This window comes from Paenibacillus sp. FSL R5-0470 (genome assembly GCF_037975205.1).
Taxonomy (GTDB): Bacteria; Bacillota; Bacilli; order Paenibacillales; family Paenibacillaceae; genus Paenibacillus_AQ.
The window spans coordinates 1,299,074-1,323,693 of record NZ_CP150238.1; the positions used below are offsets into that span (position 1 = coordinate 1,299,074).

The window sequence follows — 24,620 nt, forward strand, 5'->3', positions numbered from 1 at the left end:
ACCTACTAAGGAGATGACATCATGTCGGTACAGATTAAATTTTTAGCAGCTTCTATTTTGCTCACAGGAATGATTGGATTAGCTGGATGCAGCTCGAACAATGAGCAAGCTAATTCTGCTTCCCCAACTACGGCGCCAACTGAAACGGTAACAGCAACCGCAGAACCAGAAGTTAGCCCATCAACCACTCCTTCGGAAACCGCACCAGCAGCGACCACTTCCCCTACGGAGACTAATAAAGATACAGCGAATGCGAATCCGCAGAATAGCGACAAACAACTTCAAGAATTACTTGAGCTTGCTAAAAAGGGCAAGGTGCCCGGTGTTGAATATGCTGCTCATACCGGACTAATTGATGAGGTAGAAGCTGATTGGGGTAAACCTGATCAACAAGAGTCAGCGGGAAAAGGTATTTATGCTACCTACACTGATGAACATGTCGTATTCGGATTCAATAAAGGGAGCCTAATCTTCGATGTTCGTTCCAGTGATGCTGCGCTGCAAGAGCTAACACTGAAACAGATCGAGTCCACACTGGGCAAGCCGGATGATACCAAAGTAAATGGCGAGGATAAGATCTACACTTATCAAGCCAATGATCAATTCCAGTTGAAATTCATTATTCCAAACTCGACGGGTAAGGTAGGTCACATCTCTGTTTTTAGTGAACAGGATTCCATTAATAATATGGCTGGATAAGAACGGCAATGGGTGCAAGGAGCAATCATGCAGAGAAATCTGCGGGTTGCTCTTTTTGTATGTTTTTTTTAATCTGGAGTACGCCTTGGATGGGCTGATATAATGTAACCAATGAGCGGATTCGGGGGAAAGAGAGGTTCTATCATGCAGCTGGAATTAATCGAAAGTGAATATAAAGTGACCGGAGATGGGATAACGATCGAATTATTCCCTAAAGAATTTACGCTTTTTCAGTTCTTGTACAAAAATAGAGGGCGTACGTTCAGTCGAGAACAACTGTTGGATAAGGTGTGGCCGCTAGAATACCCGGTAGAGCGAACGGTTGATGATCATATTTATCGCCTTCGTAAAAAGCTTAGCAAGCTACAAGGCTTGGATATTAAGACTGTTCGTGGATTTGGCTATAGTTTGACGATGCAGGAACCCTCAGTAACTATGACCAATCCGACTACATATGACGCAAAGATGCAAGAGACGATGCGGGAGGTATTCGTAAAATATCATCAATACGGCCAAGGACGATCCATGTTAACCTTAGCGCGACAACAGGATGTTTTGGGTTATGAAATGGATCCGTTCTATTCGATCTATATTCATTTTGTGCAGGGAGATTTGGAATGGCTTCTGAACACAGAGGAAGTTGAGATTGAAGAGCGTTTCTATTCTTTGATGATCTGTTATATATTTTTGGGTGATCCGAAGAAGAAATTAGAGTTCTGTGAGCTAGTCCTTGAGAAAAAGATTCTTTTGCCGCCCCAGCATCGTGAAATGGAGATCCTTAATATTCTGGATTTGTACACATTGGCCGGGCAACCGGAAAAAGCAATAGAACGATTAAAGCTAACGCATGAAGTGATTAAAGAGCCTGGGTATGAGAACTTCATTCCTGTAACGGCCATTTCCGAAATGCTCGTACACTTGTGGATGGGGACAAAAGATCAGGAATTGGAGCGGATGGCGAAAGACATTGAAGTGCTTTTGCAGGAGAAACCTTTTTTGCGTGAGATCGGCAGTTATAAAGTTGCAAGAGGCTTGTGGTGTCTACGGCGCAAGTCTTGGCGTGAAGCAGAGCAGTTATTGGATGAGGCGCTTCAGGTGCTAGAGATGTCAGGATTCGTGCCGATGCGGATATATGCGTTATACCGAATTGTTCACTATTGTAACGAGTTTTCTCCCCAGTCAGCTTTGCATCAGAAATATGCAGATTTATTTGAACAAGAGAAGGAAGAGCGGGGATTCCATCGTTTGGAGCAATCCTTGGAAAACGTGCTTATGAATATCGTGACAGCTCTCTGATAATTCTCTGACAATTCTCCGTTACATTAAGATCATGCTTCATATGTTCTTGTTCTTAATCGTAACTTGGAGGAATGTCCGATGAATGCTTCATCACAAGCAGGAACGAGTCTGCTAAAAAACAAAGTGTATATGCGTGTGTACAGCGCATATGCGACAGCCACTTTTGGGGATTGGTTCGATGCACTGGCGATTCAAGTACTCGTAGGGTACCGCTGGCAGGCTAGTCCGTTAATGCTGGCTTTGATTCCAGTCTCCATAGCTTTACCTGGGATTCTGCTCGGCTCCGTGGCGGGGGTAGCCGCTGACCGACTAAATAAGCTAAAGCTAATGCGGATGTGTGACCTACTAACGGCATTGTTAACAGTACTAGTTCTTTTCGCTCCCAGTATGGTGTGGCTACTCCCTTTACTGATGTTGCGTGCTGCTATCTCGACGTTAAATGTGCCTGCCCAGCAGTCGATGACCCGCAGTATGGTTAGAGAGGATCAGCTGCTTCAAGCCACTTCACTTAATGGAATCGTAAATCAGGGTTCCAAAATCGCTGGGCCATTACTGGGTGGTTTTGCATTGTCTGTGTTGACGCCACAGTGGTGTATTTTGATCAATGCTTGTCTCAGAGGCTGTTCTTACTTGCTCCTACTTACTGTTAAAAATAGTGAAGCAGGACAAGTCAGCTCAGAGAGCAAGGGGGGGCCAGAGGAGCATGTTTCTCTCCGCACGATGTGGAAGGAAGGTTGGAGCTTTATGCTGCGCAGCAGACTGCTGCTAAACAGCATGCTATTCGGTTTAGTTGGTGCGTTAGCTATTCAGATGATCGATTTTCAGTTTACAAGTCTATTCAGAATTATCGCACCTGCTCAGGAATCTATGCTGGGCTGGCTTGTCGCGGCAACTGGTGTGGGTGCAATATTGATGATCATGGTCATGAACAAAATGAACCGGGGAACAGGCTACGGTTGGAAGCTAGGTACGGGTTATGCACTTATTGGTGTATCGGTCGGAGGGCTTGGCCTGCTTCAGCCAGGCGTCACTAGCCTTCCTGTACTGCTGCTAGGATTCGTACTGGGTCTCGGAAACGGAATGTTTATGATTACCTTCAATTATTGTTTACAAAAAGAAACTCCCCCGCACATGACAGGGCGTGTGTTCGGTATTCAAAGTACCATTCTTAGCGGAGTTATGATTGGCGCTCCACTCCTCGGTGGAATACTGGTTCAGGCTGCTGGGCCTAGTCGAATCTTTTTAAACTTTGGTATCGTAATCGCTTTGATAGGTGTGCTGGGGATAGTATTTGGCCGCGTGCTGTGGCCTGTGCAGAAAGAGAAAAGTGATAGCTCAACGGAGCAACCGGGTAAGGTTAAAGTGATGGAAACTTGAGGCTGCAGATTTAATCATAAATAAGCTTGCGAAGGTGTGGAGTGAAGGTCAGGCAAACTAGCCAGACTAGAAGGCTTGAGTAGCATAGACATCTAGCGGGCTTACCTAGCATTTAGTTGCAGAATCTGCAATTAAATGCTGTTCCATCGTTCAAGCCGAACTTTAGTTGTATTTAGTGCAGCTATAAATTGATTTTTTCTCTTTTGGGGTAGAAATGATGGTTTTTAGTTGCAGAAACTACACTTATTTGCTCAGCAGACCACTTTTTCCGCTTAATAGTTGTATAGAGTGCAATTAAGAGATTTCCTAGCTCGCTAGGATCGATTCTTGCCCGTAAGGGCTTTTTTTATGAAGGAGTTCGGATAGAATACGAGAAATGTAAAGGTAGAGGAGGGGAAAGAATGACAACTTTTATTTATATGGTAAGGCATGGAGAGTCACCCAAGCTGCCCGGAGGAACTGAGAGAACACGTGGATTAACAGCGAAGGGGGAGGCGGATGCCCGTAAATTAACGGAAAAATTACGTCTCGAAGGAATTCAAGTCTTTTATTCAAGTCCATATCTTCGGGCTATACATACGGTTTCTGGCTTGGCGCAGGAGTTAGGGGCAGAGATTCAAAGTGTTGAAGATCTTCGGGAAATCCATTTTTCGGATGGAAATATGATCATGCCTGACCAGGAGCTATATCCATTACTGGAAACAATGTTTGCTGATCCAAATTTTGTTCCGGTTGGTGGAGAGTCCATTTATGCGTGTCAGAAGCGATCAGTTAACGTGCTGCAAGATATACTGAAACAACACAGTGGGCAAAAGGTTGCGATTGGCACTCACGGTGCAGTCATGACGCTTATGATGAATTATTTTGACGCTAAATATGATCTGGATTTTCTACTACAAACTACAAAGCCGGATATTTATAGAATGGAATTCACAGGCGGAACGTTAATGGGTGTGGAGAGGTTGTGAACTCCCAAATTGGGATAAAGCTGTGATTATTCAAAAGGATGGCCTGGCATTCGCTAGGAACCATCCTTTTGTTTATTTACAAGCTATAAAATCGCTTAGTATTCGCAGTCAGTATCTCTTCTGCTTGGCTGGAAGTGTAGCCATGCAGTACTCCCCAAGCAGCGGCGACATCAGAAATCATAGATGGATGCGTGACTCTACCCGCAAAAGGTCCTTCAAATGGCCAAGGACCATCGGTCTCCGCCATGACAAGCTCTGGGGGATAGCGGCGGGCAAGCTCTTGGATCTCCGTCTCATAAAGGATGTCAGGGGTGAAAGAGATGTAGTAGCCATTCTTAATCATACGGGCAATGGCTTCTTCGGGTCCCTTGAACCAGTGGAAGTGGGCACGCTTTATACCATGTTTCTCTAATAGATCACAGGCAATCAGCGCATCCTCATAGACAGCGTGCAGGACCACTGGTTTATCTATACGGGCGGCAAGCTCAAGCAACTGATCAAGAAGCTGAATGTAAGGCTCCATATCAAAAGCTTCGCCGCGCTCCAGCGCTTCAGCACGCGAATAATAAGGCAGTCCAATTTCACCTACAGCGATGAAATCCTCCCGGGCTTGACGCTCAATCCATTCCAGCAAAGAGGATAACTCAGCTTTCTGCGGTATGGGTTGCTCTGGATGAAAACCATAAGCTGGACGTACCACTCCGGGATAGGTAGCGGCAAGCTTTTGAGTGCGAACGCAAGAGTCTAAATTCATGGAGACAGCAATCAGGGCTTCGATCCCCAAGTTAGGAAACTCACTCAACATTTGTTCCGAAACCTCAGGCTCATATTGCTCTAAATGTATATGGGCATCAATCATAGCTGCTTACCCACCACATAAGAGGCATACTCCTCATGAGGCTCAAAACGAATGGACTCAGGTTCCATTCCATCATTTCCTGATCTGTAGGAAAAGGTTAATGTGCCAATACTCTCCAGAAATCCGATATAAACATTGGTCTCAGCTTTCAGCTTGCCTTCTTCCACCATGTAGTAAGTCACAGCACCAATCCCGGCTTTTTCGCCAAGATTGCCATCCTCGCCACGATCCGGATATCGCATAGTAACCATAGATGGAGTTGAACCTTTTACCTGAATTTGAATTAAGGCATCGCCTTTTTCATTGGAGATTTTTGAGGTAACAAATGCTGAGACAGCTTTATCCGCGGATGGTATATTCATTTCTTTCCACTGGTCAGGCTTTATGACGTGAAGCTCCTGCATAGACAAGCCCGTACCTGTTCCTAGCCACAGTATGACAACAACTTCTTCCTGCCCATCCTGATCTATATCGGCATAATGAATCTCAGGAGTGTAACCTAACAATCTTGGTGCTTCCCAATTAAACGTATGCTTGTTACCGTTCACCTCTACAACAAATCCTTCGTAGGTACCGCCATTTTTGAGGGCAGTATACAGCTTAACTTGGTTATTTTCTGTAGCAATCGCGAGAGGTTCGCTGGGTGTTCTTACGGTAGTACTAACATCCCCTGATGTAATGGAAACTTCATTTTGCGAGGCATTCAGCTGCGCAGTGGCACCAGAGAGAGAGTTTAGAGAGTCTGCCGGAATATAAAAAATACCATTTCGTAGAATTGCAGGTCCCCCCAGCTCATTTTGATAACCGTCACCTTGCATATACTCATTACCTGGCTTCAAAACATATTTACTGCTTCCATCAGAGATGGTTAAGGTTTTCGTAGCATTATCCCATTGTTGTTCAGATGAGTAGTACTCCATGAGTACTTTTGCAGGTACATAGACCTTATCACCTGAGAAAAAAGGTGGGAGAGAAGGAAGAACGGTTTCTCCATCAACGATTAGTTTCAGTGGTGCTTCAGTAGTTTGTGTTTGGTTAATTGCCATTGTTGTATCCATATCTATAGATGCCGATGCTCCGCATCCGGCTAAAAAGAGCGTGATAGCTCCGATTACGATGATTTTATTCATAATTACCTCCGAGGATTAAGTCCAATCCTCTTAAGTATAGATTAAATCAGCGCGTAGTAGGTCACTTTCTGTAAACAAAGCAGAGACAAGGTTGTTACGTTTGCTATTTATTTAAAAATACGGTCCGAGTAACTTGTGATTTAGGGTCTACCGTTAGACTTTTGGTATAGCGGATCTCCCCAATAGAACAACCCGGTCCGATGACAATATCTTCACCGCAGACGAGATCTGCTGTCGTTCGATATAACATGATGCTAGTCCCTTCAATCGTTTTGCAGGTAAGCTTCCGGAAGTAGGGGATTAGCGCATTCATTAGCTTCAAAGATGGCTTAACAGTAATGGTACCGCTAGATTTTATGACATTGATTGTGCTTCTGTTTCCTAAACGTAGCTCAATGGATGATTCAGCAGTTAACCTATGAATCTTCACAGCACCTTCGGCATAAAAGGTTTCGAGTGCAGCATCTTGTGCTGCAGAAAAGTATCCAGACGATTGCAGTCTGTGTGCCTGGATGTGTTGAACTCGTAGACCTCCTAGATTGATAACCTGTTCGGCTCTACAATGACCTCCAATCGAACAATCACCAGATACTTTTAACTTAGCGGTAGTAACATTCTTCTGTGCACTTAAATGGCCGACAACATCGATGCTATCCGCACGAACATCTTCTTTGAGGGTCAGTGAACCTCTTACTTTCAGCGGTGGACCGATCATTTCCTGGCGTTCAAAAAGATCATTAGCATTGGACATTTACAGGGGCCGCCTTTCGAAGTATATTTTAATGATTAAAATATATAATTATTATAATATATAGTCAATATAGTATTTTGGACATAAAAAAACTGCCGTCAGTTTCCTGACAGGCAGCATATATAACCCAAAAGCTTTTAGTTCATCATTTTATCCATTAGCACATTTATTTGTTCTAAGGTTCCTGAGATTTTATCCAAATCCGAGGTAGGAAAGGCTTCAAAGATATGGAGAATCCGCTGATGCCCTTGTTCTGTAAGGACAATGTTGACGACTCTGCGATCCTCCTTCGTCCGCACACGTTCGATAAGACCGGCATCTTCCAACTTATCGCACATCGAGGAAGCGGCTCCTGGTGTAATAATGAATCGTTCGGAGATGTCAGTAATGTTCAAGCTACCTATAAGCCTGAGCTGGAACAGCAGTAGGATCTGATTGTGAGTCAGGGTCTCCTGCTTGGTGATCATATCAATGAAGAACTGGGATTTCTGCTGCACATTTGCCATAGATTCCATAACCTTATGGATAGCATATTGTTTATCTTGCTCTGTGCTCATAGCCACGCTCCAATTTACTTTAGTTCCTAAAATATATAGAAGCTATAATAAGCTTGTCAAGTTAAGGGGTTCTCTCTTTCTTACAGGCGAATTTATTTAGCTAAGTAAATTTTGCGGGAAAGGATAGTTTGAGTGATGCCAGAGCGCGTGGTGCTTGGTCCATAACGGCGGTCAAACCACTTGAACCTGATGCAGCTCAAAAGGCTGGGTTAAATTCGTTAAAATAAATCGAACGATATCTCTTTGATTTACCAATATATAGTGTAAGACCGAAGGAGGGATTGAGACGGATGAAACATCCAAATGAATATTCTCAGCTCATTGCGCTTACGCTAGCCGGCAGTCGTGAAGCGTATGGTGAGCTATATGAAGCAACGATCCGGGATGTGTATCAGACCGTTCATTTCCTCGTTCGCGAAACCTCCGATGTGGATGATATCGTTCAGGAGATTTACATTCAGGTGCACCGTTCTCTTGAACAATTTGACGTAAACCGCCCCTTTAAGCCTTGGCTGATGGGAGTGGTCATGCGGCAAATTCATACCTATCGAAGAAAGAGATGGACACATCTCCGAATGGTAAAAAAAGTAGGACAAACAGATCTAATGCTGGAGCATGATTTCACGAGTGATGTTGTGGAAAGGTTATCTAACCGCCGCCTGCTAGCAAGTGTAGGTCGTCTTCCATTTAAGCTGAAGCAGGTGATTATTCTGCATTATTTAAACGAATATTCACAGGAAGAAAGTGCTGCGATACTGGGTATTCCGCTCGGAACCGTGAAATCCCGTATTCACGCTGCACTGCAGAAGCTTCGTCAGAAGCCAGACAATCATACTCTTTTTAAGGGAAAGGTGGAGGACCTGCATGAATTTAAATGAAGAGTTACGGACAGTTCTGCAGGAAGAGGCGAGAAATATAAGTGCCCCACCGGAACTGAAGGAGCAAATATTAAATAGGGCCGTAGCCAAACAAGGGGGAAGACGTATGAAGAAATGGCTCGTGGCAAGTATTATGGCGGCTGCACTATTAATTCCTACTGGAGCTTATGCCGGATATCATTATTTGGCAGACAACATGTATGGATCCCCAGCAACTGCTGCTACGATAGGAGTAACCCAGCAACAATATGACAGGCTTGAAGCCAAACTGCAAAACGCGAAGCAAAGCTTTGACGAAGAGGAATTCACAAAGCTGATGTCCTTACTAGAGGAATTGGGAGCTTATAATCTACAAATGGCCGATGCTGAAGGCGTCTTTCACCTAGAACAGTTAGGTGCGAAGGACCAGAAGGCATATAAAGAGTTACAGGCTAAGCTTGAACCTTATTTCGAACAAATAAATGAAGCGAAAACATCAAAGAAATCAGTGCAATCCGTAGATCGTGATGCTTTCTGGAATGGATTGCTTGAAAAAGCTGAACAGAGGCTTACTAAAAAAGAGTTTGATGAGATCGAACGATTAATCGTAGATTTACAAAGCTATGATGCTAAGGTATTTGATGCAGATGGGAGTGTTCATATGGATCGGCTTTCGAAAGAAGAGATTCAAAACCAAGAGAAGTTAATTGAAACGCTAGATCCTTATATTAAAAAGCTGGATATGATGATTAAACCTAGCTCCTAGTTGAATTTAAATGCATGTATTGAATAACTATTGATAGTAATATCATAAGAAAAACCATCAGAAAAGGTCTATTACACCTTGTATTCTGGTGGTTTTTATCTTTTACTAATCTAAAGTCTATACATTGATCACCGAATAATTGCATAATAAAAAGGAATAGAAAAAAAGTATTTGACCACTGGAATAATTAGACATATATTTATTAAAATGCTATTTGCTTATCTATGAATTATGTTGGCGGAAGGTGGCTTTGATCATGAAGCAGATGACCATTCGTGCAGAACTGGCAGACTATCTCAAGAAGCAGGGGATAACGATCAATCAGTTCGCAGAGGTGTCTAAGGTAAATTCAGGCACGATCAGTAATATCATCAATGGGAATCGCCCGATAGCCATGCAACAATTAGATCGGATTACAGAAGGTATGGGATTAGAAGAAGGCTGCTACTATGATTTGTATGTGGATGAGTGTTTTGTTCACTCCAATCCGAATTGGAGACGTCTTCGGCCATTTCTATATCGCTGTGCAGAGCTGGATAAGCTGGAATGTATTGCACGGGTAGTTGGGATCATGATGGATAGCTTATCTTATACGCCTTCGTTATTTGATACTGCAGAAGATTTTTTTACGCTAGGGAAGCACAAAGCAGCAGCGATGTTATATCAGAGTGTGGCTGAGAGTGAGAAGTATCAACATTCAGAGCGGCTGGCCCTTTGCCAATACAGGCTATTCACGATCGCTTTGGGTGAAGATCGGGATGCTAATTTGCGAGCAGCTGTGCAATTTGAAGGATTTGTTAACCGGCTTGATGAGGTGGACCAGCTTGATGCGCTGAAAGATTTGGCGAATACATATAGTGCTTTACGACATTGGGACAAGGTAATGGCAATGGCTAAGGAAATGGGGAATAAAGCAACAATTCAATATCATGCTAAATACGACCGTGCCAGAAAAAGCAGGCTTCAAAAGGAACCAGAAATACCACTATTCTCATATATTCAATACTCTTACATGTTACGTTCAGTAGTTTATAGAGAGCTAGGAAATTATGATAGGGCTTTACATTATGTTAACATGTATATGGATATGAACTGGATTCGGGAAGACACGGAAGAAGCTTTGCAGCTTATGAATCAATGCATGGATTGGGCACGGGCTAATATTAACTTGCTGCGAATTTTAAAAGGGGATATAACGGTGCTGCCGGAATATGTGGCATACCTTGAACAAAGGGAGGAAGAGATCCTCTCAGGTCTGTTCAAAATCCTTCAAGCAGCTAATTATTACCGATTTAACGTGGATGATATTCTTCTGCAGTTTGAGGGAAAAATATCAGATTGTAAAGACCGTCATCAGCTAGAGTTTAGATCCTATAATCAACAAATCTTTGAAGATAGATATACCAACTTGATGGCTGAGATAGCGTTTTATTATATAAGAAGAAATAAATATGAGATTAGTATAAAGTATATAATGGAAAGTTTAGAATATTCAGTAAAAATCAATAGCGAATCATGTATTATAAAATGTGTTGGAATGTTCGAAGAGCTTCGTCATACGGTATCTTTAGAAACGCAAAAAGAATACCGAAACCTAATTAGTAAGGTGCAGCGAATCAACGAAAAGAAAAATGGCTTTGTTGTTAGCAGTGCATAGTAACGTAATTATTACCTTCCTTCTAGTATTTATTAGAATCATTTCTTTATAGTACTGCACTTATTTGTAAAATATAGAATTTGACATATACCTCTAGTATATTAATTTGAGGAGGTAGTGTAATGAATAATCCAGAAATTATCCAAAAGAGAATAGAGGGTGCTAGAGCTAAACTTTATTTAATGGAAAGGGAATACGGTGGATTGTTACATCCAAATGTGATCAGACAGTCGATGAGGTTGGATGAATTAATCAATCAGTACAATAAAGCAATACATAGTGATAATGAGAGTTGAAACAAGAAACTGATCGTATAATTTTCTCTCTATTCAAAAGATAAGACCTACATAATGTTATTACATTTCTGTATAAAACATAAAGCCAGCGCTATGCGTGGGCTTTTTTTGTTTGTATGTTCCTAAAAAATAAATCTAACTCCCAGCTTGTCATGCCCGTCTGCATATTGCGGCCAAGTCCCTCATAGACATGTACTAATCAATGCATTCAAAACAGGTTAAGGGGATGATGTCATGCGCCGGACAATATGGGTACTCGCGATCATTATGAGCGTGGCCCTGGTGATGACGGGGTGCGGGAAGAAGGATGCCGCTTCCGTGGTCAAGGATTTGAACAATGTGGCCGACAAGTTGGAGAGTAAGCAGGGAACGTATCAAGCTTCAGGCATTATGACCCTATTCACCGGCGAGCAGCCGCAGGAGTATAAGGTAGAGGTATGGTATAAGAATCCTTCTTATTACCGGATCAGCTTGGCGAATGTACAGAAGGATATTACGCAGATCGTGCTTCGTAATGATGAGGGAGTGTTCGTACTTACACCAAGTATGAATAAGAGCTTCCGCTTCCAGAGTGATTGGCCGGACAATCAAGGTCAGGTTTATTTGTATCAGACACTAGTTCGGGGCATCGTCTCAGATAACAATCGTCAATTTGTGGAAGATGGAGATAACTATGTGTTTGAGGTAGCTGCGAATTATCAGAGCAATGCCCTTGTGCGGCAGAAGATTTGGCTGGATAAAAAGACTTATGAGCCTAAACAGGTTCAAGTCTCTGATTCTGAAGCCAAGGTAGTTGTAGACGTGAAGTTTGACACCTTTAAATTCGATACAGATTTCACTAAGGATTCCTTTGATATGCAAAAGAATATGACTACAGGTACTGCTTCAGAAAGTACAGTAGCTCAGGTTGACGAAAATGGAAATCCGGTTGTAGTTCCTGAGGGTCAGGAGCAAGAGGGGCAACCTGTCGCTGCTGAGCTGGGTGACTTTGGTATTATCGAACCGGGGTACGTTCCGGCAGGTGTCGAGTTGAAGGACTCCCATAAAATGGAGGGGAACAAGGATCATGCTGTTCTCATCCGGTATGATGGGGTTTATCAATACACCATTATGGAAGCCCGTCCATTGGACCGTGCAGTAGCATTGGCTCCTGGAACGCTGATAGATCTTGGTTTTACCGCAGGACTTCTGAGTGGTGATGAGCAGCAGACTTTGACTTGGATGTCTGAGGGTATAGAATATCGAATTACAAGTGCTAATCTTCCTGTTAACGAAATGATGCAAATTGCCGCTTCTATGGAGGCACAATCGGGTAAATAATATAAAGTAGGCGGATACTGCGTTTTGTGGGATTCTTTCCTCTACAACGTAGTATCCGCCTTTCTATATTTGCCAGCGCTCCAGCCGCTTTGAACTGAAGCGAAAAGATAACTGAGCTCACATTGACAGCCACCTTCCGTAGCATTACCATGAGTACTAAGACAATGATCATTACAGCTATGACGTTTTACTACAACGTAAGAAGGTGACTTTGAAGTGCAAGCAAGCTATCGACCGACAGTAGCCGAAATTAATCTGGATGAATTGCGTGCCAATTACGAAGCCTTTCGCCGCTACTTGCCGGCAGAGACAAAGTTTATGGGATGCGTCAAAGGAAATGCGTACGGCCATGGAGCAGTGGAAGTGACACGGGAACTGGAAAGACTCGGAGCAGATTATGTTAGTGTGGCTTTTTTGGATGAAGCATTGGAGCTGCGTCAGGCGGGAATACTGATTCCTATACTGGTGCTTGGCTACACTTCTCCAGAAGGAATAGCCGTTGCCTGGGAGAACCATGTAACTGTAACACTGTTCACACCGGAAGTATTAGAGGCTGTTAGACAGCTTCCTATAGATCCGGAACATCGGCTGAAGGTGCATATCAAGATTGATAGCGGGATGGGGCGACTGGGTCTTTTACCAGATGACGCACCCGCATTTATCTCTGAAGTGCAGTCTGTTGCGCAGGCGGAGCTGGAGGGTATGTTTACCCATTTTGCCAAGGCAGACGAACTAGACAAAAGCTATACACTGGAACAGCATCGACGGTTCATGAGCGTGGCGGAAACGCTGCGGGAGCAGAACATTCAGATCCCGATCATACATACGGGCAATAGCGCTACGGCCATTGATTCACCTTATTTATCCAGCAACATGGTGCGGGTAGGCATCAGCTTGTACGGATTTTATCCCTCAACTGAGGTAAACCGTCAGCTGGTAGAACTACATCCGGTAATGACGCTGAAGACGCAGGTTGTATATGTGAAGAGCCTGCCTTCTCATTGGGGCGTCAGCTACGGCACTCGGTACTTCACAGACAGCGAGGAGATTATCGCAACGTTACCTGTGGGGTACGCAGATGGATATTCCCGCATGCTAACTGGCAAAGCGGAGGTGTTAATACGTGGACGCCGCGTTCCTGTCGTCGGAACAATCTGCATGGATCAGTGTATGGTATCACTCAAATCTTTCGCTGAAGAAGCGGAACAAATTAAAGCAGGCGAAGAAGTTGTACTCATCGGCCGTCAAGCTGACGTGATGGTCACGGCAGACGAGTTGGCTCTCCATCTTGGAACGATTCACTACGAGGTAATTTGCATGCTGGCTCATCGGGTGCCGCGCGTTTATATCCGTGAAGGCACACTTCCTAAATTAGTAAATGCTCTGTTACAATCTTAAAGTTCTTGACAGTGATGTTATTCAAGGGAGAAAATAGAAGGAATTGTATCGTTTTAGGAGATATGACTAAAAGCCTATACGAACCGCCATTTCTAGTTTATAATGGGATGCAGCATACTTGATATACTGGCGGCATATATTCCTTGTATAAAATTCCTTGTATATTGCAACACTGGAACACAAGGGCAGAAGGTTTGTGGGGGTGGAAGAGAAGGTGGCCAATTTGCAGAACACCAAAAGAATCATGATCAGCTTGCCCGATCATCTCTTGCAGGAAGTGGACGGAATTGTTCAATTGGAGAATTCCAACCGGAGTGAATTGATTAGGCAGGCCATGAAGCTGTATTTGAGCGAACGGAGGAAACGTTCTATCCGGGAGTCCATGCAGCGCGGCTACATGGAAATGGCTAAGATCAACTTGACCATGGCATGCGAGGCGTTCCTCGCGGAGGAAGATGCAGACAGCACTCTTGGCCGCTTAGTAAGCGGGGTGTAGACATTGATCGTTAAACGTGGCGATGTTTTTTTTGCTGATCTTTCGCCGGTTGTAGGTTCTGAGCAAGGCGGAGTAAGGCCAGTACTGGTAATCCAGAATGATATTGGCAATCGCTTTAGCCCGACGGTAATTGTGGCCGCAATCACGGCCCAAATCCAGAAGGCTAAATTACCTACGCATGTGGAAATTGACGCAGCAGCTCATGGCTTTGACAGAGATTCTGTTATACTGCTGGAGCAGGTTAGGACGATTGACAAACAACGCTTAACTGACAAGATCACCCACCTTGATGATGAGACTATGAAGAAGGTGGATGATTCGCTGCAAATCAGCCTCGGACTGATTGATTTTTAATCACCCAGGGTTATAGATAATCCATGAGATAGGCGCTCGGGTACGAATCCGGGCGTCTTTTGATGTGCATTTTTACGAACTCATGGTAAAAAAGGATTAGGGGTTCACTTTTACAAAATGATCTGATAGTATTAGACCGTATGGTCGGTTTAGGAGGTGCTTAGAATCAGAGGACGTTCAGACGGAGAAGAAACAAAGAAACGAATTGTACTTAAAGCCACACAGCTGTTTGTTCAGAAGGGGTATGCAGCTGTAACAATGAATGAAGTTTGCGTAGCCTCGAATGTTAGTAAGGGCAGCTTATATCATCATTTTCCGAGCAAGGATGAACTTTTTCTATTTGTGGTAGAAGAGGATACCGCGCAGTGGTTACAGGCGTGGGAAGATAAGAAGAATGAAATTGTTGGTGTTCAGGAGCGTTTATATGCTTTAGCCGAGCACTATGCAAATGATTTTCAGAATCCGTTGATTCGGGCACTTGAGGAATTCTCAAGAAGCAGAGTTCATCCGGAGGAAATCACTAAGCGGCTTGCACATTTATATGAGGCTGCCTCGCATGCGTGTCGTGATCTTCTGAAAGAAGGCATGGACACGGGGTATTTTATTAAGGGTGATTTAGAGGATTATGTGATTATTGTAAATGGTATGCTCGAAGGGATCGGAAGAGCTGCTGAATGTTCTATTCCTGAAAAGACTCCGGATGATATCAAAAAATATTACCGGGAATCAGTACGATTGTTATTACAAGGGATATATACGGGGTAAGATATAATGGGGCTTGAAAGGAGCTTTACATTCAGGAATCAAGAAGGCTGAAGCTTCTTAAAGGCACCGGATTAGAAGGACTATTTTTTTGTTATAATTTAGACCGGATGGTCGGTCTCTACAGGGAAACTATTTGAAGACTTGGCTTTAGAAACTACGGAGGTTAACACAATGTCATTACTACTTAGAAACAGGGGCGCTATGCTACTTGTTATGCTTAATATTTTTCTTGCTTTTACAGGGATCGGACTTGTAGTCCCTATCATGCCTACTTACATGAATGAACTTGGTATCACAGGAAGTACCGTTGGGCTGTTAGTGGCTTCATTCTCCCTTGCCCAATTATTAGTATCGCCATTCGCGGGCAGGTTATCCGACAGAATTGGCCGAAAAAAAGTGATCGTTGCGGGTCTGATCGTGTTTGCTTTTTCAGAGCTGCTCTTTGGTCTGGCGAATGTGTCCTGGCTCCTGTTCGTTTCAAGACTGCTCGGTGGTGTAGGCGCTGCGTTAATTATGCCAGCAGTTATGGCTTATGTAGCGGACACGACCTCTTTTGAAGAGAGAGCGAAAGGCATGGGGCTTATTAACGCAGCCATTACTACCGGATTTATTATCGGTCCAGGGATTGGCGGTTATCTTGCTGAGCTTGGCATGCGGGTACCCTTTTTCTGTGCGGCTGGTGCGGCTGGGATCGCAGCTCTAATCACAGTTTTGATCTTGCCTGAGTCTCTGTCTGTAGAGAAACGGATGGAAGCGAAGCTATCTAAAAATAATCAGGAGAGCTTCTTCACGCAATTGATGCGTTCTTATCGTGAACCTTACTTTTTTGGGTTAATTATTGTATTTGTTATGGCTTTTGGATTGGCTAACTATGAAACGGTATTCGGATTGTTCGTGGACCATAAATTTGGCTTTACCCCTAAAGATATTGCTTTTGTGATTACCTTTGGCTCGATCGCCGGTGCTGTGGTGCAGGTATCCGCGTTTGGCTGGATTCTGAATAAATTCGGCGAGAATAAGGTAATCTCCACTTGCCTTATAACTGCTGCAATGTTTATTCTGTTGACGCTGTTTGTAAGTGGCTTCTGGGCGATTTGTGCGATTACCTTTGTCGTATTCTTGGCTATGGATATTCTTCGACCAGCGGTAGGCACCCAGTTATCCAAGATGGCGGGGGAAACGCAGCAAGGCTTCGTAGCAGGAATGAACTCTGCTTATACGAGTCTTGGAAATATCGCAGGGCCTATCGTTGCAGGGTATCTTTTTGATCTAAGTATTAACTTTCCATATGTGGCAGCGGCGTTTGTTCTAGCATTATGTTTTATGTTGTCACTTAGTTCTGGAAAAAGGGGAATGGGACAACGTGCGTAAACCACCCAATCTACCTCCTCTCTAGGCTGGACTTTGGAACAGAGCCGATCTGTGATACTATTTTAGTTATGAGAACAAGAATTGTATAAGCAGATTGTGTACGGGAAGAGGGATACTAATGACGGTAGATAACAGCAATACGGGAGTCATTACGGAAGAGGCGGCCGCACAGCGGGAGCAGGAATTGATTACTGTAGCGATTGCCAAGGAATTGAACATTAGCCTGAAGCAGGTGCGTACAACGGTTGGACTGCTGGATGAGGGGAATACGATTCCGTTCATCGCCAGATACCGGAAAGAAATGACGGGTGAGCTGGACGAGAATGCGCTGCGTGATATTGAAGAGCGCCTGGCTTATCTTCGCAATTTGGGCGAACGTAAGAAAGACGTTATCCGCAATATTGAAGAGCAGGGCAAGCTGACCAAAGAACTTCATGAACAAATCTCCAATGCGGTCAAGCTGCAGGAAGTGGAGGACTTATATCGTCCTTTCCGTCAGAAGCGTAAGACTCGTGCTAGTGTTGCAAAGGAAAAAGGCTTAGAGCCGCTTGCAAACTGGATGATGGAGCAGCAAAGACAAGGTGACCCACAAACCGAGGCTGTGAAATATATAGATGCTGAAAAAGGAGTGGAGACCGCAGATCAAGCGCTTCAAGGCGCACTGGATATCATCGCCGAGAACATTGCAGATGATCCTGCGATCCGCTCTTGGGTTCGGCAATATACGGCAAGTCAGGGGATCCTTGTGTCTGAAGCTAAGGATGCAGAGCAGGAATCCGTATACGAGAACTACTATAGCTATCGTGAGCCTGTACACAAAATGCCACCTCACCGTATACTCGCTATTAACCGCGGTGAACGTGAGAATATATTAAAGGTAGGCATTGAGGTTATCACTGACAAAATTCATGCCTACATTGCGCGGAAGATTATTAAAGGGCCATCCCCAGTGAAGGAACTGCTAGAAGCAGTAACTGAGGATGCCTATAAGCGTCTGATTGCTCCTTCTGTGGAGCGTGAGGTTCGTGGGGAGATGACCGAACGGGGTGAGAACCAAGCGATTTCGATCTTCTCTGGTAATCTACGTAGCCTACTGCTGCAGCCGCCAGTTAAGGGGCGCTGTGTGCTGGGTGTTGACCCTGCATACCGTACGGGCTGTAAGCTAGCCGTCGTAGACGATACTGGTAAGCTGCTTGAAGTAGCCGTGACCTATCCAACACCACCGAACAACAAGAAGGTTGAAGCTGCTGCTAAGTTTAAAGAACTAATCGCTAAATATGGAATACAGCTTATTGTTATCGGAAATGGTACAGGCTCTCGTGAGACCGAGCAATTTACTGCAGAAGTGATTGCTGAAATTGGTAATCCAGAGCTGGCCTACCTGATCGTTAATGAAGCAGGAGCGAGTGTCTATTCTGCTTCTAAGCTAGCGCAGGAGGAGTTCCCGGATCTGGATGTCGCAGAGCGCAGCGCGGCTTCTATCGCCCGCCGTGTGCAGGACCCGCTGGCGGAGCTGGTGAAGATCGATCCGAAAGCTATCGGTGTGGGACAGTATCAGCATGACGTCTCCCAGAAGCATCTGGAGGAGAGTCTTAAGGCCGTCGTGGAATCGGCGGTTAACCATGTGGGTGTTGATGTGAATACGGCATCTCCAGCCTTGCTCTCTTACGTAGCTGGCGTTAATGGAACGATTGCTAAGAATATCGTTAAATTCCGTGAAGAGAACGGTAAGTTCACGACTCGGAAGCAGCTACAAAAGGTGCCTCGTCTGGGTGCGAAGTCCTATGAGCAATGTATCGGCTTCCTGCGGATTCCTGGAGGGGATAACACCTTGGACCGCACGCCTATTCACCCCGAGTCATATCCGGTGGTGGATCGCTTGTTCCGCGAGCTAAGCCTCGATGTAAACAAGCTGGGCAGCAAAGAAGTGGCTTCACAGCTGGAGGCACAAAATGCCGAGGAGCTGGCTGTGAAGCTGGATGTCGGCGTGCCAACGCTTCGCGACATCCTGGAGAGCTTGCAGCGTCCGGGCCGCGATCCGCGCGAGGAGCTGCCGTTGCCGATCTTCCGCACCGACGTGCTGAAGATCGAGGATCTGGTTCCCGGCATGGAAATGCAGGGAACCGTCCGCAACGTGATCGATTTCGGCGCATTCGTCGATATCGGGATCAAGAACGATGGGCTGGTGCATATATCCCAGCTCAGCGGCAGCTTTGTGAAGCACCCGATGGATGTTGTCTCCGTAGGAGATAATGTCACCGTCTGGGTGATGGGTGTTGACCTGAAGAAGGGCCGGGTCAGCCTGACCATGCGTCCGCCGCGTGTTGAGGCAGGAAGTCTTAGCTAAAGTGAACTAAGTGAACAAATAAAGCCATCTACTTCGTGAGGAGTAGATGGCTTTTTCTTTTGACTGAATGGTATTGAAACAAACAGTTGTATCTATGAAGATCTCGTTAAATTGTCTAACTTAATAGCTAACTCATTTAGATTGCTGATGCTAATCACAGTTTCAGAAACATGTTGTTGCTGGACCTCAGCGCTAGCGAGGACTTGTTCAATAGCTGCGGTATTCTCTTCGGTAATTGCAGCCACTGAATTAACTTCGCCGAGTACAAGGGTGGATGCATGCCGGATATGATCGCTCCTATCCTTCAGGTCTTCGGCTTGTTCAAGCACCTGATGTGTATTATTTCGAATGCCCTCGAATAATCGAGCGATATCATCAGTGGAATTTTTTCCTGATTCTACAACTAGCAACCCGTTTGAAACCATATCGCCAACCTGGGCAATATTATTTTGAATGCTTCTGAGAATCCGGGCAATGTCCGCCGATGCATTGTGGGAGCTCTGTGCCAATTTTCGGATTTCATTGGATACGACTGCGAAACCTTTGCCGTGTTCCCCCGCATGAGCGGCTTCAATGGAAGCATTTAGCGACAAAAGATTCGTCTGCTCAGCAATTCCTACGATGCTGGAAACAATCGATTCAATCTTCTGATTTTCTTCATTCATTTGTGTCATCAAGCCAGCAGTACTCGTTACGATATCCGTAACTTCAGACATAGTTCCAGTTAAGCGAATGATTTCATCTTGCCCCTCTTGCGTAATTTGATCCGTTTCACGGCTTCTATTGCTCATGGAGACGGAGGCAGCATTTGCCTGCATAGCTGATTCGTTTAACTGCTGCATAGCATTTGAGATATCGCTAACACTCTGTGCTTGTGATTCTACTCCACTAGCTATCTCTTGGAAGGCGGTTACGACTTCTTTGGAAATTCGATCTGTTGTCAGTACGTTGTTATGCATTAGATTACTAGATTGACTCAGAACTCCTACGGATTCAGTAACACCTGTAAGGATAGTCTCCATTTCCGCTCTGGCATGTTCAGCTTCGTTGCTGCTCTTAGACATATTTTTGAACATTTTCGCACCAATCTGACTCTGATAGATCAGAACCAGTATCATCATGATGAGAAAAACGTTAACACTTAAGGCATCAACGGATTCGAAAGCGGGTTTGGTCATTAGAAAATAGTTGAGTAAGATACAAGCTATCACACCATTAAGGAGCAATGGGCGATAGTTGTGATAGAGGGATACGATGCCTAGACCCCAGTATAGAATTAACGTACTAATGATATTTGCCCCTGCATCGATGTAGAAGTATGTAATGATATTAAAGCCAATAGCTGTTATGTACATAATATAGGATGTAGCCACACGTTTCCAAATTAGTACCGTACACAATAATCCAAGGGGTACCGCTGCTGATATAATCGCCATGATTGTTTGTGGAAATCTGTAAAGCGAAATTGAACCGAACAACAAACAGCCCCAAAACAAGTAAATAATTAATTTGTTTCTCTTGTGTAACTCGGACATCTGATTCAAGGGCATATTCACACTCCATAATGTATTAGTACTTCTGATTTTTTAGTTTAAGAGATTCCTGAAATGCTGTCTATGATGTTAAGTTCGGGGATGTTCGGAAAAATGATGTTTGGGAGAGTAATTAGGGAAAAACTCCCTGAAAAAAGCTGATATTTGCATAAAATCAATGGAATTAGGGAATTCCTCCCTGAAAATTAGGCAAATATCTACATTTACCAACGAATCACCTGAATTATAGGGAGGTTTTCCCTAATTAGTAGTCTGATGCGTATAAATCTCTGATATATAGGGAGAAATTCCCTAATTATCATCAACGCATCAGGTAAGTGTCAATGATTCTAAAAAACACAAAAATCCCCTAGGTAAAATGGAGTTACCACCACCATTTCAAATCCAAGGAGAGGCCTTTTTGTGTTTTTAGATGGATGAAGAAAGTCTTTATTCCGCAATTATCAAGCTCGTGCGTTTGGTTTTAAACTTCTGGAGGAAGCTTCGATCTATATTACGGTCGGTAATAATGTACCCAATTTTATCGAGTGAGGCGATGCCGATGGTCACATCTTTCCCGAATTTAGTATGGTCAGCAGCAACATAAACTTCTTTGGAGAGATCGATAATTTTTTTGCGCGTTTGCGCTTCCTCCAGGTTATAGTCGGAGATGCCTTTTTCAAGGGTAATGCCGCTTGCGCAAATAAAAGCCTTAAGGATATTTAATTCACTGAAATTAAATAGATAATCATATGCAATGACAGACTGCTCATTTAGTCGGACCTTTCCGCCAATGATAATAAGCTCAACCGCACTGTTCATCAGCTCGTTTACCACAGGAATGGAGTTCGTAATGACCGTGAGATTCTTTTTATTCTTGATATATTTGGCGATCTGATAGGTGGTAGAGCCGCTGTCCAGATAGATGCAATCCCCATCGTTGATATATTCGCTGCACTTTTGGGCGATCATTTTCTTTTCCTCTAAGTGACCGACCATCCGCGCATCCATTGGAGATTCAGCAAACTCCGATTCCACCAGTTTAATTCCACCATAAATCTTCTTGATCTTCCCTTGCTTGTCCAGCAGGTTGATATCTCTGCGAAGGGTATCGATAGAAATATTAAGCTCTTCTGCTAGCTCCGGCAGCTTCTGAACCTTTTTGAACATTAAGATTTCTATGATTTTCTTTTGTCTTTCCAGTGGAAACATGTAATCACCCATTCAAAGTTTATATCGCTTTCGATAGTTGAAGTATAAAGGGATTAATATAGGGTAGCAACTACTCCTTTATAAGTTAGTCATGATATACTTATAATATACTCACAACTTATTTATAATTTACATACATTTTACGTAACTGTTTATCCTCAAAAACAAAACCTTTTTATACTGAGGTTGTACTTGAGGAGGTGGAACCTTTGCTTAAATTACAAAACATAAGCAAGCATTACGATAACAAGGTTGTTCTAGAGGATATTAGTCTAGACATCCAAGCAGGGGAAATTGTCTCCTTACTCGGCCCCAGCGGGAGTGGCAAAACCACCTTGCTAAACATCATCTTGGGACTTTCAAAGATGGAGCAGGGGCAAATCATTTTTAATGATCAAGATTTAAGCAATGTACCCATGAAGAAACGCGGATTTAATATAGTGTTCCAGGATTATGCGCTCTTCCCCAACCTTAATGCTTACGAAAATATCGTTTATGGTCTGAAAAATAAAAAGGGATTAACGTCGGAGCATGAGGTTCAGGAGTATATCGAGTTTCTGGAATTAAAGCCGCATTTAACGAAGAAGATCGGCGCTCTATCAGGTGGGCAGAAGCAAAGGGTGGCTTTGGCAAGAACACTCGTAATGAAGCCCAAATTATTACTGCTCGATGAACCTCTAAGCGCACTGGATGGAATCATCAAGGAATCTATTAAAGCTCGGATTAAATCCATCGCCAGAGAATATAAGCTTACGACGATTATCGTCACCCATGACCCTGAAGAGGCTTTAACCCTGTCGGATAAAATTCTCATCATTAATCAAGGTCATATTGCCCAATTCGGAACACCTCAAGAGATCATTCAACAACCTAGCAATGATTTTGTAAAAGAATTTATTCTGGGGCAACTGCAAGTGAAACGGGAAAATATCTATAACCTGTTCGGTGAACATTATGCCTAAAGCTAAACCGGAAATGCGGATCATTTTTATCCCAATCGTATTGTTATTTATCGTGTTCCTGATCTTGCCACTGGCAGTTTTATTTATCCGCTCGTTTGAAACGGGCCAAGGTTATTCGGTATCCAATTATCTCACCATTCTGGCAGATCAAGAGATTCGAGAGTCCATCGGAAATAGTATGAAGGTCTCCGGTGTTACGGCACTCATCACGACGGTTCTAGCTTTTATCCTAGCCTATTCTATCCACTGTACAAGAATCTATCGCCCGTTAAAAAGCATCATTAGAACTGGAATTCTGATTCCTATGCTGCTGCCTACAATTACTTACGGGTTTGCGATAATGTACTCTTTTGGCAACCAGGGACTGATTACTAAAATCTTCGGACGGAATTTATTCGAGATTTATGGATTTAATGGTCTGTTGATAGGCTACGTAATTTATACCTTACCTTCTGCTTTCCTGCTGATTCATAATTCGTTCAAGTACATTGATAAAAAGTTCATCGTCGTATCCAAGCTTATGGGGGATGGGACGCTGCGAAGCTTCATGAACACGATCGTTCGGCCTTTGTGGGGCACTTTGGGAGGGGCGTTTGTTCTTTCTTTTATCCTAAGCTTCACGGATTTTGGGATCCCTGCATCGGTGGGGGGGACGTATAACGTGGTTGCTACTCAGCTGTATCAGGTCATGCTTGGGGCTATACCGGATTTCAACAATGGGGCAGTTATTGCTGTACTGATGTTAATACCGGCGGCGTTCGGGGTTGTACTGTTAACGTATCTTGAAAAATTCAACTTCCATTATGACAAGGTGACTGAAATCGAGATGATCCCGAATAAAGGGAGAGATTCGGTTCTTGGACTAATCTCATCCGTGATTCTAATCGGTCTACTAGCTGTATTTGCAGTCATGTTCGTTGCACCACTGATGAATGGCTATCCTTATGATCTTACGTTTACATTCAAGCATTTTGTGGATGTTTTTCAATCAAGCGATTTAATCAATGTATATAAAAATTCCTTGCTCGTAGCAGGACTGACGGCAATCGTAGGTACGATCGTGGCTTATGCTGCGGCTATCATCAATGTGCGAACGCCTATAAAAGGGAAAGCGACTTTTGACATCCTATCGATGGTGACGAACACGGTACCGGGTATGGTCCTTGGTCTGTCGTATCTACTTCTGTTCAATAACAGCAGTCTCAAAGGAACCTTTACGATTCTTGTGCTCTGTACCCTTGTTCATTACTTTACGACTCCTTATTTGATGGCAAAGAACTCTCTGGCGAAAATGAATCCATCGTGGGAGACCACTGCTGAATTATTAGGTGACAGCTGGCTGCAGACGATACGCCGGGTCATTCTACCGAACTCTGCATCCACGGTGATAGAGATGGCCAGCTACTATTTTATCAATGCGATGGTGACCATTAGCGGAATTATCTTTCTAGTGACTGCCCAAACCTCGGTAGTTGCCAGCAAAATAAAAGAGCTGCAGCATTTCGCCAAATTTAATGAGGTGTTTGTCCTATCCATCCTGATCTTTTGCACCAACCTTATCATTAAGCTCCTAGGTGACTATCTCCAGAAACGGCACTCAAACTCTCGTTAGTTAACGATTTTAAATATAAAAAAACCAGTTAAAGT

At 43.8% G+C, this 24,620-nt stretch carries 23 protein-coding genes; 17 read left to right on the forward strand and 6 right to left on the reverse strand.

The features are described 5' to 3' along the window. Positions 1-21: 21 nt before the first annotated feature. The 4 genes from MKY99_RS05640 to MKY99_RS05655 all read left to right on the forward strand — a co-directional run bounded on the left by MKY99_RS05640 (position 22) and on the right by MKY99_RS05655 (position 4,343). Positions 22-699, forward strand: a complete 678-nt coding sequence (locus MKY99_RS05640; RefSeq protein WP_042185456.1) for a YjgB family protein — start codon at positions 22-24, stop codon at positions 697-699. Positions 700-843: 144 nt separating this feature from the next. After that, the gene (locus MKY99_RS05645; RefSeq protein ID WP_339269198.1) at positions 844-1,995 is read left to right on the forward strand and encodes a winged helix-turn-helix domain-containing protein; all 1,152 of its coding nucleotides are present in this window, start codon (positions 844-846) and stop codon (positions 1,993-1,995) included. An 81-nt stretch (positions 1,996-2,076) separates the two neighbouring features. Continuing rightward, positions 2,077-3,375: an MFS transporter gene (locus MKY99_RS05650; RefSeq protein WP_339269199.1), complete on the forward strand. Its 1,299-nt coding sequence runs from the start codon at positions 2,077-2,079 to the stop codon at positions 3,373-3,375. Between the two features lie 401 nt (positions 3,376-3,776). Further along, complete coding sequence (locus MKY99_RS05655) at positions 3,777-4,343, forward strand: histidine phosphatase family protein (protein ID WP_339269201.1); 567 nt, start codon at positions 3,777-3,779, stop codon at positions 4,341-4,343. A gap of 76 nt (positions 4,344-4,419) precedes the next feature. Here the strand turns inward: MKY99_RS05655 and MKY99_RS05660 are convergent, their stop codons facing one another. The 4 genes from MKY99_RS05660 to MKY99_RS05675 all read right to left on the reverse strand — a co-directional run bounded on the left by MKY99_RS05660 (position 4,420) and on the right by MKY99_RS05675 (position 7,640). Continuing rightward, positions 4,420-5,202, reverse strand: a complete 783-nt coding sequence (locus MKY99_RS05660) for a TatD family hydrolase (protein WP_339269203.1) — start codon at positions 5,200-5,202, stop codon at positions 4,420-4,422. Next, on the reverse strand, positions 5,199-6,332 hold the full coding sequence (locus tag MKY99_RS05665) for a copper amine oxidase N-terminal domain-containing protein (RefSeq protein ID WP_339269205.1): 1,134 nt from the start codon (positions 6,330-6,332) through the stop codon (positions 5,199-5,201). The genes MKY99_RS05660 and MKY99_RS05665 overlap by 4 nt, the downstream gene beginning before the upstream one ends. A 103-nt stretch (positions 6,333-6,435) precedes the next feature. Continuing rightward, positions 6,436-7,083: a hypothetical protein gene (locus MKY99_RS05670; RefSeq protein WP_339269208.1), complete on the reverse strand. Its 648-nt coding sequence runs from the start codon at positions 7,081-7,083 to the stop codon at positions 6,436-6,438. Between the two features lie 137 nt (positions 7,084-7,220). After that, on the reverse strand, positions 7,221-7,640 hold the full coding sequence (locus MKY99_RS05675) for a MarR family transcriptional regulator (protein ID WP_076284020.1): 420 nt from the start codon (positions 7,638-7,640) through the stop codon (positions 7,221-7,223). A gap of 290 nt (positions 7,641-7,930) precedes the next feature. Between MKY99_RS05675 and MKY99_RS05680 the strand changes: the two genes are divergently transcribed. From MKY99_RS05680 to MKY99_RS05730, 11 genes are all read left to right on the forward strand, one after another. After that, entirely contained in the window at positions 7,931-8,518 is a 588-nt protein-coding gene (locus tag MKY99_RS05680; RefSeq protein ID WP_339269210.1) for a sigma-70 family RNA polymerase sigma factor, read from the forward strand. Further along, positions 8,505-9,263, forward strand: a complete 759-nt coding sequence (locus MKY99_RS05685; RefSeq protein ID WP_339269211.1) for a DUF3600 domain-containing protein — start codon at positions 8,505-8,507, stop codon at positions 9,261-9,263. The genes MKY99_RS05680 and MKY99_RS05685 overlap by 14 nt, the downstream gene beginning before the upstream one ends. A 256-nt stretch (positions 9,264-9,519) precedes the next feature. Beyond that, entirely contained in the window at positions 9,520-10,920 is a 1,401-nt protein-coding gene (locus MKY99_RS05690; protein WP_339269212.1) for a helix-turn-helix transcriptional regulator, read from the forward strand. A 122-nt stretch (positions 10,921-11,042) separates the two neighbouring features. After that, on the forward strand, positions 11,043-11,216 hold the full coding sequence (locus MKY99_RS05695; RefSeq protein ID WP_076284026.1) for an aspartyl-phosphate phosphatase Spo0E family protein: 174 nt from the start codon (positions 11,043-11,045) through the stop codon (positions 11,214-11,216). A gap of 234 nt (positions 11,217-11,450) precedes the next feature. Further along, positions 11,451-12,536 (forward strand): DUF4367 domain-containing protein, encoded by a 1,086-nt coding sequence (locus tag MKY99_RS05700; RefSeq protein ID WP_339269214.1) that lies wholly within the window; start codon positions 11,451-11,453, stop codon positions 12,534-12,536. A 216-nt stretch (positions 12,537-12,752) separates the two neighbouring features. After that, positions 12,753-13,934, forward strand: a complete 1,182-nt coding sequence (gene alr / locus MKY99_RS05705) for an alanine racemase (protein WP_339269216.1) — start codon at positions 12,753-12,755, stop codon at positions 13,932-13,934. A gap of 214 nt (positions 13,935-14,148) precedes the next feature. After that, the gene (locus MKY99_RS05710; protein ID WP_025698676.1) at positions 14,149-14,430 is read left to right on the forward strand and encodes a CopG family ribbon-helix-helix protein; all 282 of its coding nucleotides are present in this window, start codon (positions 14,149-14,151) and stop codon (positions 14,428-14,430) included. Between the two features lie 3 nt (positions 14,431-14,433). Continuing rightward, positions 14,434-14,784: a type II toxin-antitoxin system PemK/MazF family toxin gene (locus MKY99_RS05715; protein WP_042124727.1), complete on the forward strand. Its 351-nt coding sequence runs from the start codon at positions 14,434-14,436 to the stop codon at positions 14,782-14,784. Between the two features lie 156 nt (positions 14,785-14,940). Continuing rightward, positions 14,941-15,549, forward strand: coding sequence for a TetR/AcrR family transcriptional regulator (locus MKY99_RS05720; protein ID WP_339269218.1), 609 nt, complete (start codon positions 14,941-14,943; stop codon positions 15,547-15,549). A gap of 171 nt (positions 15,550-15,720) precedes the next feature. Continuing rightward, on the forward strand, positions 15,721-16,920 hold the full coding sequence (locus tag MKY99_RS05725; RefSeq protein WP_076284029.1) for an MFS transporter: 1,200 nt from the start codon (positions 15,721-15,723) through the stop codon (positions 16,918-16,920). 118 nt (positions 16,921-17,038) lie between these two features. Beyond that, the gene (locus MKY99_RS05730; protein WP_339269220.1) at positions 17,039-19,267 is read left to right on the forward strand and encodes a Tex family protein; all 2,229 of its coding nucleotides are present in this window, start codon (positions 17,039-17,041) and stop codon (positions 19,265-19,267) included. Positions 19,268-19,359: 92 nt separating this feature from the next. On the opposite strand, the gene MKY99_RS05735 is transcribed toward MKY99_RS05730, so the two are convergent. Continuing rightward, positions 19,360-20,802, reverse strand: coding sequence for a methyl-accepting chemotaxis protein (locus MKY99_RS05735; RefSeq protein ID WP_339269222.1), 1,443 nt, complete (start codon positions 20,800-20,802; stop codon positions 19,360-19,362). Between the two features lie 447 nt (positions 20,803-21,249). Continuing rightward, positions 21,250-22,023 carry a DeoR/GlpR family DNA-binding transcription regulator gene (locus MKY99_RS05740; protein ID WP_339269224.1) on the reverse strand — a complete coding sequence of 258 codons (774 nt, stop codon included), beginning with the start codon at positions 22,021-22,023 and terminating at the stop codon, positions 21,250-21,252. Positions 22,024-22,220: 197 nt separating this feature from the next. On the opposite strand from MKY99_RS05740, the gene MKY99_RS05745 reads away from it, so the two are divergent. Beyond that, complete coding sequence (locus tag MKY99_RS05745) at positions 22,221-22,973, forward strand: ABC transporter ATP-binding protein (protein WP_339269226.1); 753 nt, start codon at positions 22,221-22,223, stop codon at positions 22,971-22,973. Next, on the forward strand, positions 22,966-24,585 hold the full coding sequence (locus MKY99_RS05750) for an ABC transporter permease subunit (protein WP_339269228.1): 1,620 nt from the start codon (positions 22,966-22,968) through the stop codon (positions 24,583-24,585). The genes MKY99_RS05745 and MKY99_RS05750 overlap by 8 nt, the downstream gene beginning before the upstream one ends. Positions 24,586-24,620: the final 35 nt, after the last annotated feature.

Coding starts and splice junctions, on each gene's coding strand:
- MKY99_RS05640 (WP_042185456.1), top strand. CDS start 22: ATGTCGGTACAGATTAAATTTTTAGCAGCTTCTATTTTGCTCACAGGA.
- MKY99_RS05645 (WP_339269198.1), top strand. CDS start 844: ATGCAGCTGGAATTAATCGAAAGTGAATATAAAGTGACCGGAGATGGG.
- MKY99_RS05650 (WP_339269199.1), top strand. CDS start 2,077: ATGAATGCTTCATCACAAGCAGGAACGAGTCTGCTAAAAAACAAAGTG.
- MKY99_RS05655 (WP_339269201.1), top strand. CDS start 3,777: ATGACAACTTTTATTTATATGGTAAGGCATGGAGAGTCACCCAAGCTG.
- MKY99_RS05660 (WP_339269203.1), bottom strand. CDS start 5,202: ATGATTGATGCCCATATACATTTAGAGCAATATGAGCCTGAGGTTTCG.
- MKY99_RS05665 (WP_339269205.1), bottom strand. CDS start 6,332: ATGAATAAAATCATCGTAATCGGAGCTATCACGCTCTTTTTAGCCGGA.
- MKY99_RS05670 (WP_339269208.1), bottom strand. CDS start 7,083: ATGTCCAATGCTAATGATCTTTTTGAACGCCAGGAAATGATCGGTCCA.
- MKY99_RS05675 (WP_076284020.1), bottom strand. CDS start 7,640: ATGAGCACAGAGCAAGATAAACAATATGCTATCCATAAGGTTATGGAA.
- MKY99_RS05680 (WP_339269210.1), top strand. CDS start 7,931: ATGAAACATCCAAATGAATATTCTCAGCTCATTGCGCTTACGCTAGCC.
- MKY99_RS05685 (WP_339269211.1), top strand. CDS start 8,505: ATGAATTTAAATGAAGAGTTACGGACAGTTCTGCAGGAAGAGGCGAGA.
- MKY99_RS05690 (WP_339269212.1), top strand. CDS start 9,520: ATGAAGCAGATGACCATTCGTGCAGAACTGGCAGACTATCTCAAGAAG.
- MKY99_RS05695 (WP_076284026.1), top strand. CDS start 11,043: ATGAATAATCCAGAAATTATCCAAAAGAGAATAGAGGGTGCTAGAGCT.
- MKY99_RS05700 (WP_339269214.1), top strand. CDS start 11,451: ATGCGCCGGACAATATGGGTACTCGCGATCATTATGAGCGTGGCCCTG.
- MKY99_RS05725 (WP_076284029.1), top strand. CDS start 15,721: ATGTCATTACTACTTAGAAACAGGGGCGCTATGCTACTTGTTATGCTT.
- MKY99_RS05730 (WP_339269220.1), top strand. CDS start 17,039: ATGACGGTAGATAACAGCAATACGGGAGTCATTACGGAAGAGGCGGCC.
- MKY99_RS05735 (WP_339269222.1), bottom strand. CDS start 20,802: ATGTCCGAGTTACACAAGAGAAACAAATTAATTATTTACTTGTTTTGG.
- MKY99_RS05740 (WP_339269224.1), bottom strand. CDS start 22,023: ATGGGTGATTACATGTTTCCACTGGAAAGACAAAAGAAAATCATAGAA.
- MKY99_RS05750 (WP_339269228.1), top strand. CDS start 22,966: ATGCCTAAAGCTAAACCGGAAATGCGGATCATTTTTATCCCAATCGTA.